General features: G+C 48.2%; 11 protein-coding genes and 8 tRNA genes. 11 read left to right on the top strand and 8 right to left on the bottom strand.

What is annotated here, in order from left to right:
- Positions 1-571 precede the first annotated feature (571 nt).
- Complete coding sequence (locus tag KU855_RS09865) at positions 572-1,036, top strand: DUF4124 domain-containing protein (RefSeq protein ID WP_218530123.1); 465 nt, start codon at positions 572-574, stop codon at positions 1,034-1,036.
- 57 nt (positions 1,037-1,093) lie between these two features.
- On the opposite strand, the gene clpB is transcribed toward KU855_RS09865, so the two are convergent.
- From clpB to rluD, 3 genes are all read right to left on the bottom strand, one after another.
- Positions 1,094-3,667, bottom strand: coding sequence for an ATP-dependent chaperone ClpB (gene clpB, locus KU855_RS09870; protein WP_218530124.1), 2,574 nt, complete (start codon positions 3,665-3,667; stop codon positions 1,094-1,096).
- Positions 3,668-3,752: 85 nt separating this feature from the next.
- Positions 3,753-4,475, bottom strand: a complete 723-nt coding sequence (gene pgeF, locus KU855_RS09875) for a peptidoglycan editing factor PgeF (RefSeq protein ID WP_218530125.1) — start codon at positions 4,473-4,475, stop codon at positions 3,753-3,755.
- Between the two features lies 1 nt (position 4,476).
- A complete protein-coding gene (gene rluD / locus KU855_RS09880) occupies positions 4,477-5,451 on the bottom strand; it encodes a 23S rRNA pseudouridine(1911/1915/1917) synthase RluD (RefSeq protein WP_218530126.1) in 975 nt (324 codons plus the stop codon).
- Between the two features lie 120 nt (positions 5,452-5,571).
- Here rluD and KU855_RS09885 point away from each other — a divergent pair, with 120 nt between their 5' ends.
- A complete protein-coding gene (locus KU855_RS09885; RefSeq protein ID WP_218530127.1) occupies positions 5,572-6,333 on the top strand; it encodes an outer membrane protein assembly factor BamD in 762 nt (253 codons plus the stop codon).
- 67 nt (positions 6,334-6,400) lie between these two features.
- Here KU855_RS09885 and KU855_RS09890 read toward each other — a convergent pair whose 3' ends face one another.
- The 3 genes from KU855_RS09890 to KU855_RS09900 are packed head-to-tail and all read right to left on the bottom strand — an operon-like array spanning position 6,401 to position 10,341.
- Positions 6,401-7,480 (bottom strand): 3-oxoacyl-[acyl-carrier-protein] synthase III C-terminal domain-containing protein, encoded by a 1,080-nt coding sequence (locus KU855_RS09890; protein WP_218530128.1) that lies wholly within the window; start codon positions 7,478-7,480, stop codon positions 6,401-6,403.
- Positions 7,461-8,213 (bottom strand): hypothetical protein, encoded by a 753-nt coding sequence (locus tag KU855_RS09895; RefSeq protein ID WP_218530129.1) that lies wholly within the window; start codon positions 8,211-8,213, stop codon positions 7,461-7,463. The genes KU855_RS09890 and KU855_RS09895 overlap by 20 nt, the downstream gene beginning before the upstream one ends.
- The gene (locus tag KU855_RS09900) at positions 8,179-10,341 is read right to left on the bottom strand and encodes an RND family transporter (RefSeq protein WP_218530130.1); all 2,163 of its coding nucleotides are present in this window, start codon (positions 10,339-10,341) and stop codon (positions 8,179-8,181) included. The genes KU855_RS09895 and KU855_RS09900 overlap by 35 nt, the downstream gene beginning before the upstream one ends.
- 233 nt (positions 10,342-10,574) lie before the next feature.
- Between KU855_RS09900 and KU855_RS09905 the strand changes: the two genes are divergently transcribed.
- The 8 genes from KU855_RS09905 to KU855_RS09940 all read left to right on the top strand — a co-directional run bounded on the left by KU855_RS09905 (position 10,575) and on the right by KU855_RS09940 (position 11,519).
- Positions 10,575-10,650 (top strand) — tRNA-Phe (locus tag KU855_RS09905).
- A 46-nt stretch (positions 10,651-10,696) separates the two neighbouring features.
- Positions 10,697-10,783: transfer RNA gene (locus KU855_RS09910), tRNA-Leu, on the top strand.
- A 36-nt stretch (positions 10,784-10,819) separates the two neighbouring features.
- A tRNA-Leu gene (locus KU855_RS09915) sits at positions 10,820-10,906 on the top strand.
- 28 nt (positions 10,907-10,934) lie between these two features.
- Positions 10,935-11,021: transfer RNA gene (locus tag KU855_RS09920), tRNA-Leu, on the top strand.
- A 47-nt stretch (positions 11,022-11,068) separates the two neighbouring features.
- Positions 11,069-11,144 (top strand) — tRNA-Phe (locus tag KU855_RS09925).
- A gap of 49 nt (positions 11,145-11,193) precedes the next feature.
- Positions 11,194-11,280, top strand: a tRNA-Leu gene (locus KU855_RS09930).
- 41 nt (positions 11,281-11,321) lie between these two features.
- Positions 11,322-11,397 (top strand) — tRNA-Phe (locus KU855_RS09935).
- A gap of 35 nt (positions 11,398-11,432) precedes the next feature.
- Positions 11,433-11,519: transfer RNA gene (locus KU855_RS09940), tRNA-Leu, on the top strand.
- A gap of 54 nt (positions 11,520-11,573) precedes the next feature.
- On the opposite strand, the gene KU855_RS09945 is transcribed toward KU855_RS09940, so the two are convergent.
- Complete coding sequence (locus KU855_RS09945; RefSeq protein WP_218530131.1) at positions 11,574-13,442, bottom strand: methyl-accepting chemotaxis protein; 1,869 nt, start codon at positions 13,440-13,442, stop codon at positions 11,574-11,576.
- Positions 13,443-13,983: 541 nt separating this feature from the next.
- Between KU855_RS09945 and KU855_RS09950 the strand changes: the two genes are divergently transcribed.
- The gene (locus KU855_RS09950) at positions 13,984-14,820 is read left to right on the top strand and encodes a DUF4097 family beta strand repeat-containing protein (protein WP_218530132.1); all 837 of its coding nucleotides are present in this window, start codon (positions 13,984-13,986) and stop codon (positions 14,818-14,820) included.
- On the opposite strand, the gene KU855_RS09955 is transcribed toward KU855_RS09950, so the two are convergent.
- A complete protein-coding gene (locus tag KU855_RS09955; protein WP_218530133.1) occupies positions 14,789-15,703 on the bottom strand; it encodes a LysR family transcriptional regulator in 915 nt (304 codons plus the stop codon). The genes KU855_RS09950 and KU855_RS09955 overlap by 32 nt on opposite strands.
- Between the last annotated feature and the right edge of the window lie 44 nt (positions 15,704-15,747).

The following is a 15,747-nucleotide window of genomic DNA, read 5'->3' on the forward strand; positions in this document are numbered from 1 at the left end:
AGACGTCTTAAATCGTTGTCGATTTATCAACTACTGTGAATGTCCACACAGATTTGCTTGTCTTCTACTTGTTAAAGAACGTTGCCGCTGTGGGCTAGGGATGCGTATTCTACGCATTTCCTTGAGTGGGTCAAGCCCTTTATCAGGCCTTGAACCTAAGCGGTTAAACTTTCGCCTAGCGCCACTTAATTCACTCAGGGTCACTTACCATGTAAGCCCCATCCTGACTGGTGTTCGGTTGCTTTGCAGCGCCGTATTCCGTGTCAGTGGGGCGCATTATAGGGGCTTGCGCAAATTGCGCAAGGGCTAATTGTCCGCAACACCCTCAACTGCTCAAACTAACGCCAAACCCGGGGCTTTTGCTTAAAAATCACGCGAAAACTGTTGGCATTACAATCAGCAAGGGGGCATTTCCGTGACCCGCAGCTACAAGTCATAGCGTGAACTGGCATTAGCCAGCAACGGCACGGTAGATTAAGCAAGACTGTTTACTGCTTTGCTATTGGCACACCGCCTGCGCTTGAGTAAACTTTAACCATAATTACAATGCAATCATTGCAAGGATCTGCAAATGCCCACTCTTTACCGCCATTGCCAGTGCTCGCTACTATTATTGGTCTGTTGCTTTTCGTCCACTCTCATTGCCGCTGAGGTTATTTACACTTGGATTGATAATGATGGCTTGGTGCATTACAGCCAGCAAGCGCCGAGTGACGATATTCAATTCACTAAGATATATAACGATGATATCGAGCCGGCTAAGTCAGGTTTTATCGCGCCTAAGCAAAAACAACTCTCGCGTCAGGATCAGCAGGCAATCACTGAAGCGCAAGCCTTATTGATTAAAAATAAAGATGCTAATCAAGCCAGGGCTTTGTGTGAGTCTGCACAACATAAACAACAACTATTAACTAGCTATAGTCGATTAACGGTGGCCGATCCTGCCACTGGCGAGCAAGTTGAGCTCAGCGATACACAGCGCAAAGCCGATCTTGCGGTTCAACAAGAGCGTATTCGCCTTTACTGCACAAAATAATATTCCACCAATAAACAAGGCGCCATGGGGCGCCTTGTTTATTGAGTGGTTTAACACTTACTGAACAAAATCCAGTTGCTCATCTTTTACTAACACTTTTATCGGTTTTCCAGGCAATAAGTCACCACGCAATAATCGCTGGGCTAATGGGTTTTCAATCTCTTGTTGCAAGGTTCGCTTTAATGGCCTTGCACCATAAAGAGGGTCAAATCCCACGGCGGCAATATACGATAACGCTTCATCACTGATTTCAAGTCCAAACTCTTTTTCAGCTAGACGTCGACGTAATGACTCGATTTGGATGCGGGCGATACGCTTAATGTTTTCCTTATCCAATGGATGGAATACCACGGTTTCATCGATGCGGTTTAAGAACTCAGGCCGGAAACTTTGAGTAACCACGCCCATCACCCGGGCTGTCATTTCTTCGTAACTCAGGGTATCAGCAGATTCTTGAATGATGTCAGAACCTAAATTAGAGGTCATAATCACTACGGTATTCCTAAAATCAACCGTGCGCCCTTGACCATCGGTAAGGCGACCATCATCCAACACCTGCAATAGAATGTTAAACACATCAGGGTGAGCCTTTTCCACCTCATCAAGCAAAATCACTGAATAAGGTTTACGCCGTACGGCCTCGGTTAAATAGCCACCTTCTTCATAGCCCACGTAGCCTGGGGGAGCACCGACTAAACGTGACACCGAATGTTTTTCCATAAATTCCGACATGTCGATGCGAATTAGGGCTGACTCAGTGTCAAACAAGAACCGGGCTAAGGTTTTACACAGTTCAGTTTTACCAACCCCCGTTGGCCCTAAAAATAAGAATGAACCAATCGGTTTATCTGGGTCAGCAAGCCCAGCACGACTGCGTCGAATCGCATTGGCAACGGCATCGACCGCTTCATTTTGACCGATCACCCGCTCATGGAGGGCATCTTCCATTTGCAGCAGTTTTTCCCGCTCACCTTCAAGCATTTTAGCCACCGGAATTCCCGTGGCTTTTGATAAGACTTCTGCGATTTCAACATCGGTGACCTTATTCTTTAATAAGGTCATGTCTTGCATTTCTGCTTGAGAGGCTAAATCCAATTGCTTTTCGAGCTCGGGGATCCGACCATATTGCAATTCAGACATATGGGTTAAATCACCAGCACGTCGCGCCACTTCCAAATCCATTCGCGCTTGTTCTAAATCAGCCTTGATATGCTGCGTACCCGCTAGAGCGGCCTTTTCGGTGTACCAAATCTCGTTGAGCTCACCGGCTCGCATTTCTACGTCAACCAGTTCATGGCGTAAAATATCCAGCCGCTTGCGACTCGCTTCATCACCTTCTTTCGCCAACGCTTGCTCTTCTAATTTTAGCTGTATCGCCCGACGCTCCAACCTGTCCAATTGCTCAGGCTTGGAATCGATTTGCATACGAATGCTAGAAGCCGCCTCGTCAATCAAATCGATAGCTTTATCCGGTAACTTGCGATCAGAAATATAGCGATGCGACATACTCGCCGCGGCCACAATGGCAGGGTCGGTAATTTCCACGTGATGATGAAGCTCGTAGCGTTCTTTCAACCCACGCAAAATAGCGATGGTATCTTCGACACTCGGTTCATCCACCAGCACTTTTTGGAAACGACGCTCGAGCGCCGCATCCTTTTCTATATATTGGCGATATTCATCTAAGGTGGTCGCTCCCACACAATGTAAGTCGCCCCGAGCTAAGGCAGGTTTAAGCATGTTACCCGCATCCATCGCGCCATCGCCTTTGCCGGCGCCAACCATGGTATGCAGCTCATCAATAAACAGGATCACCTGCCCTTCTTCTTGGGCGAGTTCATTTAAGACCGCTTTTAAGCGCTCTTCAAACTCTCCGCGGTATTTAGCACCAGCAATGAGGGCGCCCATATCCAGTGACAAAACACGCTTATTCTTAATACCTTCAGGCACTTCACCATTAATGATCCGCTGAGCTAACCCCTCGACAATGGCGGTTTTACCTACCCCAGGTTCACCGATCAGCACTGGATTATTCTTGCTTCGACGTTGTAGCACTTGGATAGTACGGCGAATTTCATCATCGCGACCAATCACAGGGTCGAGCTTACCTTGCTCGGCACGCTCGGTCAGATCAATCGTGAATTTTTTTAAGGCTTGGCGCTGATCTTCGGCATTGGGATCATCAATTTTTTGGCCGCCACGAATCGCTTCGATGGTGCTCTCCATTAATTCTTTGGTCGCGCCGGATTGGGTTAAACATTGCGCTAACGTATCTTTCCCTTCAAGGGCGGCTAACACAAACAATTCACTTGAAATGTATTTATCTTTGCGCTTTTGCGCTAGTTTATCGCATAGGTTCAGTAACCGAATTAATGCCTGAGACAATTGCACATCGCCGCCAGAGCCATCAACTTGAGGCAAGCGGTCAAGCTCTTGTGTGAGCAAAGAACGAAGATTGCTGACACGAATACCGGCTTGGGTAAGTAAAGGATGAATCGACCCTGAGTCTTGATTAAGCAGGGCCATCATTAAATGAATGGGCTCAATAAATTGGTTATCTCTACCCAGTGCGAGTGACTGAGCATCGGAAATAGCCAGCTGGAATTTATTGGTCATACGGTCTAATCGCATATTACCTCCACAGCAAACTAACAAACGTAGAATAAGTGACTGTTAACTAAGATGGAGGCAAATACAAAAAATTCAAGCTAGCCAATCAATCTTTAAGCCAAATTAATGAAGCCTGTCGACCCGTTACGCCATCGCGGCGGTAGGAGAAATATTCATCTTTCAGAGTGAAAGTGCATTGATGGCTATGGAAAAACTGCTGAACACCCACCCGAGCCAATCGCAACTCAGCTAACTTGGCTAAGTCGGCGAGATATTTGTCTGCACAGAGGGCTGTAAATGCCGTATCATCGTCGGCATGACGACTAATAAATGCCGCCCTAACTTCGCTCCCCACTTCAAATGCCGAAGGTCCAATGCAGGGGCCAAAATACGCACGCACTTGCGCTGGCGGGCAGCTAAACTTGGCGACGCCTATTTCAAGGATCCCATCGCACAATCCGCGCCAACCGGCGTGCAATGCCGCCACTTGTGTACCCGCGTCATCACATAACAGCACAGGTAAACAATCGGCGGTCATCACAGTACACACTTGATGCGGGCTTCGGCTAAAACTGCCGTCAGCGCAATTATCTTCCGCTAACGGTAATTCCAGCACGCTCGTGCCATGCACCTGATTTAGCCAAGCAGGCAATGCCGGCAAGGCTAGCTCGGTTTGCAACCGCAACCGATTGGCAACCACATGCATAGGATTATCTCCCACGTGATCACCAAGATTCAAACTATCCCAAGGCGCCAAGCTATAACCACCTGTGCGGCGAGTAATCGCCATCCCTACATTCAAAGGCAGCGACCAGTGGCTTGGCAACATCTTAGATATATTCCATCGGATGAGCTTCAGTATCGGCACGTAACGCTTTGGTCAGCTGCACCATGTCATCAGGGATCGGAGCTTGCCAGCTCATCAGGAAACCTGTGATTGGGTGATACAACTCGAGACGCACGGCATGCAATGCTTGGCGCTTAAACCCACGGAGCATTTCCATAAACTCTGGGCTAGCCGCTTTAGGCGGACGTGGACGACCACCATAGACAGGATCTCCGACCAATACATGACCAATATGCGCCATATGGACACGAATTTGGTGAGTACGGCCCGTTTCCAAGCGTAAACGCAAACGCGTATGTGCTCTGAACTTTTCAGCCACACGATAATGAGTTACCGATGGACGACCGTTATGAATCACCGCCATATGCGTCCGCTTTGTCGCATGGCGAGCAATCGGCGCATCCACCATACCACCGGCGGTCATGGTGCCGGTGACTATCGCTTCATACTCACGGGTAATTTCACGCGCTTGCAACGCGGTCACCAAATGAGTTTGCGCTTCGACAGTCTTAGCTACCACCATTAATCCGGTAGTGTCTTTATCCAAACGGTGAACAATACCCGCTCTTGGTACATGTTCGATATCTGGGCAATGATGCAGTAACGCATTCATCAAGGTGCCATTATGATTGCCAGCGCCAGGATGAACCACCAAGCCCGCCGGCTTGTTGATCACCAAAATATCGTCATCTTCGTAGACGATGTCTAAATCCATTGCTTGCGCTTCAGCAACCACTTCTTCTTCGAGGGTCGCTTCAATCTCAATAATTTGAGATTCCAGTACCTTCTCTCTAGGTCGGGTCACCGCGACACCATCGACATAGACAGCACCTGATACAATCCATTCCTTGATACGGGTGCGCGAATAGTCTGGAAATATTTCAGCGACTGCTTGATCTAATCTCAGTCCAGTTTGGCTTGCTGAGATCTCGCTTTTTAGATTAATCTGTTGAGTCATAGGAACCGTACCCCGCTTTTGGGGTCCAAAAGTGTGTGCTATCTGATACAATCGAGTTTTCTATTTTATCTCGAAATGGAAAAATTCTTAACAACAACTTATAAAAGAATTGAATTCAGTATGTATAAATTTGCCAAGCGCACTGCAATCCTACTGCTCACTTTGAGCATCGGAGCCTGCAGCAGTAATGATCAACCGGACGATCTAATCAACCAACAATCTCCAGAAGCCCTTTATAATCAGGCGCGTACATCAATGGAGTTAGGTAATTTCGCCAAGGCAGTACGTTCTTTAGAAGGTCTGGATACCCGTTATCCTTTTGGCCCGCATAAGACTCAAGTACAGCTGGATTTAATTTATGCTTACTACAAGCTAAACGATCCTGCCTCTGGAATTGCCAATATTGACCGCTTTTTACGACTAAACCCGACCCATCCCGACATAGATTATGTTTATTATATGCGCGGCTTGGTCAATATGCAGTCCGATAGTTATCTATTTCATGACATGTTAGACATAGATAGAACTGACCGCGATCCGAAAGCCGCCATGGATGCTTTTAAAGACTTTGACCGATTGATCAAAGCCTATCCTAAGAGCAAATATGCCGCCGATGCGCAAAAACGGATGCAGTTTCTGAAAAACCGTTTAGCACAGTATTCAATCCGCGTGGCTGAATACTACATTAAGATGAATGCTTGGAGCGCGGCCGCTATTCGCGCGCAATATGTGATGGAAACCTTTCCCGGTACCCCATCCGTCGAGCAAGCCTTAGAAGTCATGATTGAAGCCTACGGTGAGCTCGGTCAAGATAAGTTAAAACAACATGCGCAACAGGTATTGGCGGCGAATTACCCAAATAATAAATTTGCCAAACAATAATAGCACTCACCGGCACGGTTAAGTGATTGTTGTTGCAACCTAGACTCACTCCTATCGATGAGAGAGTCTAGGTTGTGCTTTGCGACTCGCTGTCACAGTGATGATAAACACAGCCCCCATAAATATATTTTGTCGCCTCTGCCCCTAACACTAATACTTTATCATTATGGCGTAATCGGCCCGAGTGGATTAATCGCGACAGGCTCACCCAAATAGCCGCCGAGCCTAAATTGCCCAACTCAACGGCGTCATTAATGATGCGTTCCGGCGCAATCTGCCAATGTTGACTCAATAAAGTATCGATATGCCCATTGGCTTGATGGGGAAGAATATAAGCAAAATCGTCAAGTTGGTAGCCACGTGACAACACCGCCGCCAAGCCTAACTCAAACAAGGTTGGCCCCATGCTTCGCACCGCATTGGCATTATGGTGAAAGCGACTTATCTGTCCTTGCCAGACCGAATCACTGCCCCCAGCCAAATAAAACCCGGGTGACTGGCCAATGCCTTGATGCCCCAGATACATATCGCTAAGAAATGACACTCCAGCTTGCCAAGGCCCCAGCATCACGGCTCCGGCCCCATCCCCCATCTGCATGAGATTGAGTAACTGATCGGTATCGAGAAAGTCTGAAGTAAATTGGCTATATACCGAGCCGGTTTCGCTGCCCGATATCACAATCGGCGCCGAGTCAGCCGCAATCATCGCGGCCGCAATTTGCAAGCCATTAGCAAAACCACAACAGGCCTGACGTAGCTCAAGGTAAGGCGCACTAAACGCTAATGCATCGGCTATCCAAGCCGCATTGCCCGGCACTTGAGTATGGGGAGTGCAAGTGTGACTGATCAAATATTGACACGGCTCGAGCGTGTCAAAACCCGCATGCTGTCGCATCCGCGCAATGGCCGTCAGGCTTAATTCAATGCCATTGGGTTCGGCGCCACTGGCGGCTTTATCGAGACGCCGGCTTAAATATCTGTGCTGAACCCCAATGAGATTGGCGATTGTTTGTGCCTTACGCTTAAGCCTTGGATTGGTCAGTGCAGCGAGCGCCGCTAACAATTGTGCATTATCGACCCCTTGTGGCGGTAACGCATGACCTATACCAAGCAAACTTATAGAGTGTTTAGCAAACCTGACGCTCATGCCCTCTCCTTGTAAACAGCTGTTCAAGATCGATCCCAACGGCTTCAAAATGTTGCTGATAAGGCAGGAGCAACTCACCTAAACGCGCATTCACTTGCTGCCGATAAAAATGAAAATCATCGGCATTGGCCCCTAACGATTTAGCATAATAGCGACTCATATACACGTGCTTGGTTTCATCTTTAGCGATCAACTGGCATAACACGGCAAAGTCACGGTTTAACGACCATTGATAATGCGCTAATTGATGCATTAATTGCGCGACCAACATATCGAGTACGCTGATACTGACAAAATGTTCAGCTAAACTGTGGCCCTTGGCTAATTGCCGATAAAACGCTTGCGCTTGCTGCTGCGCCACTAATGCATCAACATGCTGCGGAACCTGACTGGCCACATGCGTTAACGCCTGATCATGCCAAAACTCTTCTTGACCAATACTTTGTAATTGCTGAGCCGCTTGCTGCTCACCTCGACGCCCCGCTCGGCGGCTTTGGACTGAAAATACCCATTGTGCCGACTGCTCACCGCACAGCAATAAGGGCAATAACAACCCCAAGTGCTCAGCAAGATCATCCTTAAGCATCAAGGGGCCCTGATGCGCGTGACACCATGATTTGACCTTGGTGCCACCGTTAGCTTGAGCAACGCAGGCAGCCCCTGAGTTTGGTGACGATGACAGGTTAAAATCATCCAGGTTAATCTGAGCGAAGCAGCGGGGGGGAGCTGGCATCTGATGACCTCCTCATTAAACGCATATAAAGATTAGGCAACAACAGTAAATCTACCCACCAAGCCGCCAGAATCATTAAGGCGGACAACAAACTAAGATCACGTATTGGCCCAAAGTCAGATAATATTCCGATACTAAATCCGGCCACTAAAATGAGACTGGTTAGGCTAATCGCTGGCGTGATTTGGGCTAACATGACGTTCATGACTCGGCGCTGCTGGGCAGCCTGCTGCGGCAATCTTAACAACAGATGCAAACTGTCATCCACGATAATCCCCATGATAATACCTACCGCCACGGCACTACCAAGGCTGATGCCTCCGCCGAGCACACTCCAAAGCCCAAACACCCAAAGGATGGGTAGTAGATTCATCACTAACGCCAACAAGGCCAACGATGTCGAACGACGCAAGCATCCCACCACTAGCATTAAAAATAGGGCGCTAACAGCGAACGACATCATCATATTAAGGCCATTATCTCGGCTCAGTCTCGCAAACATCATTTGAGGGCCAAGCGCCTGACTCAATGTCAATTGCTCCGGTAATGTCTGGGTTGTGAGCCAAGCATTGATATCATGTTCAAGGGCCAACATGCTGGCGGTATCTGTTGACGTAAGATGGAGGGTTATTGCGCTGGTCGACAACTGCCCATCGATTTCGCGGCGCAACATATGGCTCAGTTCGGGGCTATCGACAAGCAGTCGCGTCAGTGTTTGCCCACTCACCCCGGTGGCCTTTAACCAATCCACATAGGTGTCTACCGAGGTCACTTGTGGATGGTTCAATAGAAAGCGCTTAAATCGGTTAGTAAATGATACCACCTCTGGGCGCAACAGCCCTTGGGGGCGCTGACTATCTAACTGAAAATAGATATGATTAGCCCCTGCAAATTGCTGTTGTAACACCTCGCGCGCCTGCGATAAGGGATTGTCATCACTAAAATAGCCCAATGGATCATCACGCACAGTTAATTGAGTTAATCCCCCCCCTGCGGCCAAGGTGGCAATCACCGCCAACCACCAATAACGCCGCGGCTGTCGACACGCGTTAACGGCCCATGACACAGACCAAGCGGAGGGGGTCGTGACTTGACTCGCCTTGGCCCAACGACTAAACCACAGCAGCAAACTGAGATTAAGCGCTAACGCGACTAACACCGCAAAGGTCACCATAATCCCAAACGCTTGGATTGGGGGCGATGGACTTAAGGTTAATAAAGCAAAACCCAGCGCGGTGGTCACCGACGCCCACAACATCGGCTTAAGGTGCTCTAACACACTGAGCTGCATCGCTTGCTTAGGCTCCCCCCCTTGACGCACATGGCGCGCCCATCCTAAATATAAATGACTACTGCCGCTTAATAGCAAGGTCACCACCACAACAGGAACAAAGCCACTAATCGCCGCCAAGGTTAACGATAAATAGCCCGCTAATGCCAAGGTGAGATAACTACAGATGATGATATTGAGTATGATGGCGACGACCCAAATAAAGGCGCGCATCCGCCAGTATAGGCACAGGATGATCAGTAATAATAAGCTCGGAGCAAACCACAATAAATCGGCTTTTAATACATTGGCATATTGCCAATTTAAGGCCAAGGGACCATACCAATGATATTGGCTGGACTCGGGCAATAAGTGGGACACTGCAGCGCCAAGTGCCGCGATGGATTGATCAAGCCGAGCTGGATTAGCCGCCGATTGAGTTAAAGTGATTTCCACTAAACAAATGCGACCATCCTCAGAAAGTAAACTGTTTTGTCTCGGGAAACCCTTATAGGGCAGCCGAGGAAGCTCCGAGGTTGTGCTCAGCATTTGTGCCACGCTGAGCACTGAAGTAACTGACGTTTGCTGGCTAAGTACTTGCTCGATGGCGGTTAATAACGGCAGCTTAACACGCCAATCCTGCTCTGACTGCAATACCAACCATAAACTATCACCACGCTCAAATTGTGTTTCAAAGCGGCGATTGGCAATAAAATCACTGGAGCCATTGGCAAAATACGCATCATAACGACTGTTAATTTCTAGCTGACTTACGCCTGGCGTCATCATGATCAGCCATCCCAGCCAAAATATCGGCACTAGCCAAGGACGATGAGACAAGCTAAAGATCCAGGTCATTATTTTTACTTATATTTTCCATTGTTAGTTTCAGTCTGGCAGATATAGACCCTGTGCAGGGACTTATTCATTCAGCTCATCCCTTTTTTTTAACACCAACGCCCTGATTACGACGATAAAAACACCAGCCACAATTAGGCTCGGGCAAAACTTAGGCAAAACCATTGATTTTTTCACTTCTCGCTAGAAAAGTGTTGACTCAAATCGGCAAAAGCTTTTTAATGCACGCCGTTGCCCGAATAGCTCAGTCGGTAGAGCAGAGGATTGAAAATCCTCGTGTCCCTGGTTCGATTCCGGGTTCGGGCACCAATCAATCTTTGTCTTTGACAACTATTGATATTAACAAGTGTACAGCGCAGGTGTGGTGGAATTGGTAGACACGCTAGCTTCAGGTGCTAGTGCCCTTACGGGCGTGGAAGTTCAAGTCTTCTCACCTGTACCATCTTGTTAATAAGTTAAAGTCACACAGGTTGTCAGTGCAGGTGTGGTGGAATTGGTAGACACGCTAGCTTCAGGTGCTAGTGCCCTTACGGGCGTGGAAGTTCAAGTCTTCTCACCTGTACCAATTTCTGACAATCAATCGTGTGTGTAATGCAGGTGTGGTGGAATTGGTAGACACGCTAGCTTCAGGTGCTAGTGCCCTCACGGGCGTGGAAGTTCAAGTCTTCTCACCTGTACCAAAGTTGATGTGAATCATCTTAGGTACAAAATCACAAGATAGTAAGATGCCCGAATAGCTCAGTCGGTAGAGCAGAGGATTGAAAATCCTCGTGTCCCTGGTTCGATTCCGGGTTCGGGCACCAATCTTGATGACATTTCAACGTCAGACTAAGACGTAAACCAGTCAACAATGCAGGTGTGGTGGAATTGGTAGACACGCTAGCTTCAGGTGCTAGTGCCCTCACGGGCGTGGAAGTTCAAGTCTTCTCACCTGTACCAATTAAAAAATCTCGCGTAAGCGAGTTTTATCGCAAGAATTCGCCCGAATAGCTCAGTCGGTAGAGCAGAGGATTGAAAATCCTCGTGTCCCTGGTTCGATTCCGGGTTCGGGCACCATCTTTGTCTATACTAAGACATGAAATAAGTACAATGCAGGTGTGGTGGAATTGGTAGACACGCTAGCTTCAGGTGCTAGTGCCCTCACGGGCGTGGAAGTTCAAGTCTTCTCACCTGTACCAATTAAAAAAATCTCGCAATTGCGAGATTTTTTTTTGCCTAAAATTGGCCTTTCCTTAACTGGTGCGCCTAAAGGTGGCTAATGCGAGTTGCAATGCATCGACTTGAATGACTAATTCGGCGGAGTGACTGGCACTGGAGCTTGCGGTATCACTGCAACTCACCGAGGTATCGCGGATCACCACCACATTCTGATTCACTTCAGCGGCAACCGCACTTTGTTGCTCAACTGCCGCCGCAAGTTGAGAATTCATAGCCATGATCTCACTGACGTTACGATTGATTTCACTCAACAAATCCGCCGCTTTCGCCGAGGTAGCCACATTGACTTCCACTTCGTTTTGAGCCTGTTGCATCATGGATACCGCCGTCGCCGCACTGTGCTGCAAAGCTTGAATAATCCCGGCAATCTCACTGGTAGAATGCTGAGTTTTCTTGGCCAAATTTCGAACCTCATCGGCCACCACCGCAAATCCACGCCCTTGTTCCCCTGCCCGTGCGGCTTCGATTGCGGCGTTGAGCGCTAATAAATTGGTTTGATCGGCAATCGCGGTGATCACATCTAATACCTGCTCAACACTCTGACTTTCTTTATTCAAACGCGTTAGCACCGCCGAGGCTTGATCCATCGACCCCGCCAGTTGACTCATTTGGGTCATGCTGAGTTCGACCACCTGCCGTCCTTGTTCCGCATTTTTTTCGGTGACACCAGCTCGATTGGCCGCGTGCAAAGTGGTGTTGGCTATCTCTTCAATCGTGGCCCCCATTTCGGTAATCGCAGTAGCGACCATATCGGTTTCGTGCATTTGTTGCGCCACATCTTCGGCGGTTTTGCTGGCATCTTTAGCAAGATTGACACTGGAGCCATTAATCATCTTAATGGCGGACTCGACATCCAAGATTAGCACTTCAATACTATCGAGCATGCCATTAAAGTGTTGCCCCATAGCACTCAACTCATCGTGACTATCTAACCGAGTTCGTACCGATAAATCACGCGCCACCTCGACCTCTGTCATGACTCGCGAAATATGATCCAAGGGGGTAATAATGCTGCGCGTGATGATGAACGCACCGGCAACCAATAGCGATACGATCAGGCCAAATAACCCCAGCGTCAGATTCAGATAAAAAGCAGACACGGCCGCCATCGCCACATCGGTTTCCTGTTGTAAGCGGTTAAACTCTGCTTCGGCTTGCTCTGTGATCCCAGCTAACTCTCCGAACAAACCCGAGTCTGGCGCTAAACCAAGCGCCTGCTGCGCCATGACTAAACCTGAAAAATCCGCTTGATAGGCTTGAATATATTGCTGGATCTCAGCGCGATGCGCTTCGGGCAAATCAGCAGCGACAAGCGCTTGCTTAAAGGCCAACAAGGTTTGCTCAAATTGGTTAAAATAACTGAGCGAAGAGCGCAACATAAAGTCTTTCTCATGTCGCCTAAGTTGCAGCATCAACACCATCAATGTGTCATTATTGCCCGCCGCTAAACTTTGCTCTACTTGATGGACTGCTTCACGTAATTTGCCATAGAGCCCAAGCTTAGGGGTGAAGCCTATTTGCTCGCGCATGATGACGGCCTGATCCATTAATTGGTAATATTGTTGGAGCTGCTGCGACAAGCGAAACAAGGTGTTGTCTGAGATACTGTAATCACTAAATAGCTGCATCATTAGCCCTAACTCTTGTTGCAGCAATTGCCGGTGCTGCCGGTGCTCATCACCTAAGGCCTGATTTGGATGCATAAAAAAATCCCTCTCAAGCGCCTGCAATGCCGCCAGTTCAAGCTCAATGGTTATCAGGGAGGTTTTGGTCTGCTGTAAATTTTCTTGTTGCTGGCTCGAAAACCACTGTAACACCAACATGGCAAGGACAGACACCAAAGCTAAAGCCGTATTCAACACCATTTTATGCCGTATTAACATCGTAAATCCCCATATAGAGCAAGGTTACACTCACTCACTATTGTTATTATTTGGTTATTTTAGTTATCGACATTAACTCAAATTTCATGACAAAAAATCCCATTATTTAAGGAAATAGCGCGCCACTTGCTTAAATTATCACCGCGACGTTGATTAATTGAGCAGTCACAGTGAGACCAGCCGTTATTTGGGATGGCATTGTTAACCCGTCAGCAATGACCGCCGTTGAGATGGCAAAAACTCACACCAATAACGCCCTCATTGTCATCGAAGCTTGCGTCCACAATCACAACGAACGTTTAAGAGCGACCATTTATCATCGAAATAGCTGGCTCAGCATGGGTGTATAACCTAACGAACGCCTGACTGCGGCCTTTATTGATCAGCAAATAGTGCAAAATAGTGAACAAGGCGATAGCATCGTTGTTTAATTTATCACCAAGGAACGCCAATGAAACACTTAACTCTTTTGTTGATATTACTATGCGCTGTGAGCGTCCCTAGTGTTGCGACCCAAATTGAGCAACGCCTAGAGGCAAGTATGAACGAGAGCATCTCAATACGCGTCCTGCGTGGTGAAGTGAGAGTCGAAGGCTGGGATCAAGCTGCAATTGCGGTGACAGGTCAGCTCGATAGCTTGAGCGAAGGTTTTATTTTTGAAAAAAGCGGTAACACTTGGCACATCGAAGATAAGATACCTCACCGTTTTCAAAGCGATGATTGTGAGGGGTCACAATTAGTCATCCGGGTGCCGCGCCAGCTGACACTGCAACTTTACAGCATCAGTAGTAATCAACACTTAACTCAATTAACTGGGACAATTCACAGTAAAAATACGCGTGGTTCCATCCATGCTAACCAACTCTCGGGCAACATCCATCTGCAAACCACCTCAGGTGATATCTATAGCGACGCCTTATCAGGAGAGGTTCAGTTACGTTCGGTGTCAGGCAATAGTATCGACCGCCATAGCCAAGGTCAGATTATGATCAACAGTGTCAGCGGTAATATTGATAGTGATACCGAGGCGACTACCCTTGCCATAGCCACCACTTCCGGTAATAGCAAGATTAACGCTGACATGGCGCAAACCATTGATTTTTCATCTGTCAGCGGTGATAGCCACTGGCAGGTATCCGCGAGTCTAACTCAAGGAGAAATGACGTCCACCAGCGGAGATATCAATCTGTATTTTAGTGCCATGCCTGCACTAACAATAGCGGTCAAGGCTCGTGGCAGTGCTCGGCTAATCAACCAGCTAACCCAAGAGAGCCAACAAGGGAAACATACAATCCTCGAGTTAGGAAATCGCGGCGAGTTAACCATCGAATCCACCAGCGGCACGATTAAGCTGCAACACGCAACCAGCCATGAGTAGTGAGCTCATGGATGATTTGCTGATATAAGCCCGTGGCTTGCGCATGTTTGGTCATGACTAATCCGTATTGAGCCTGAATAGCGGGCATGTTAGCCAGCTCAATTTCCACCAGTTGCCCGCGGGCTAACTCCTTAGTGATGGCCAGTCTCGGGGTAATGGCAATCAAATCCGATTGCCACATACTATTCTTAATCGGCTCGAATTGGTCAAAGCGAACTAAGCCCGAAAAATCATGTCGATAAGCACAGAATAAATCTCCAAATTGATTCAAAACATGCTGAGAAAGTTGCCGCGAAACGGCTAGTGGGTATTCCCGAATGGCCTGTTCAGGCCATTCGGCGGCCAACATCGGGTGCCCAGCTCGACAGCAAAAGACCGCCGCTGTGGCGGGCAGAGGCAATATCGCCAGATCCGGGTGTTCAACCATGATATTGTCTTCCACCTCCGCCACAAACAAGCCAATATTGCCGGCCAATAATCGCGGTAATAGCTCCGACCAATGTGCCACTTGGATCTCAATTTGCACTAGCGGCTGGCGCATCAATAACCGCCCGATAGCCTCACCAACTAAGGCTTGCGCTACAATCGGGCTAGCGCCAATCACCACCTCGCCTTGGAGGCGCCCCTGCATTGATAAGATATCCTGATGCAAGGCTGAGACTGAGCTTATAATCGGCTCAGCCCGCTGGCTGAGCAACTCGCCGTATGGGGTCAAACTGATCCCGCCATGACAACGATTGACTAATTGCACCCCCAGCGAGCTTTCTAACTTTTGAATGCTGCGACTTAACGAAGGTTGAGCAATATTAAGCACATTGGCCGCTTGCTGATAGTTCAGTTGTTGCGCCAACACAATAAAATGCCTGAGATGTCTAAGTTCCATTGCGCCCCCTTGTAACGTATACGCAACATTAAGTGAGCGTGACT

It is taken from the genome of Shewanella sp. NIFS-20-20, from assembly GCF_019209865.1.
In the GTDB taxonomy this organism is placed as follows: Bacteria; Pseudomonadota; Gammaproteobacteria; order Enterobacterales; family Shewanellaceae; genus Shewanella.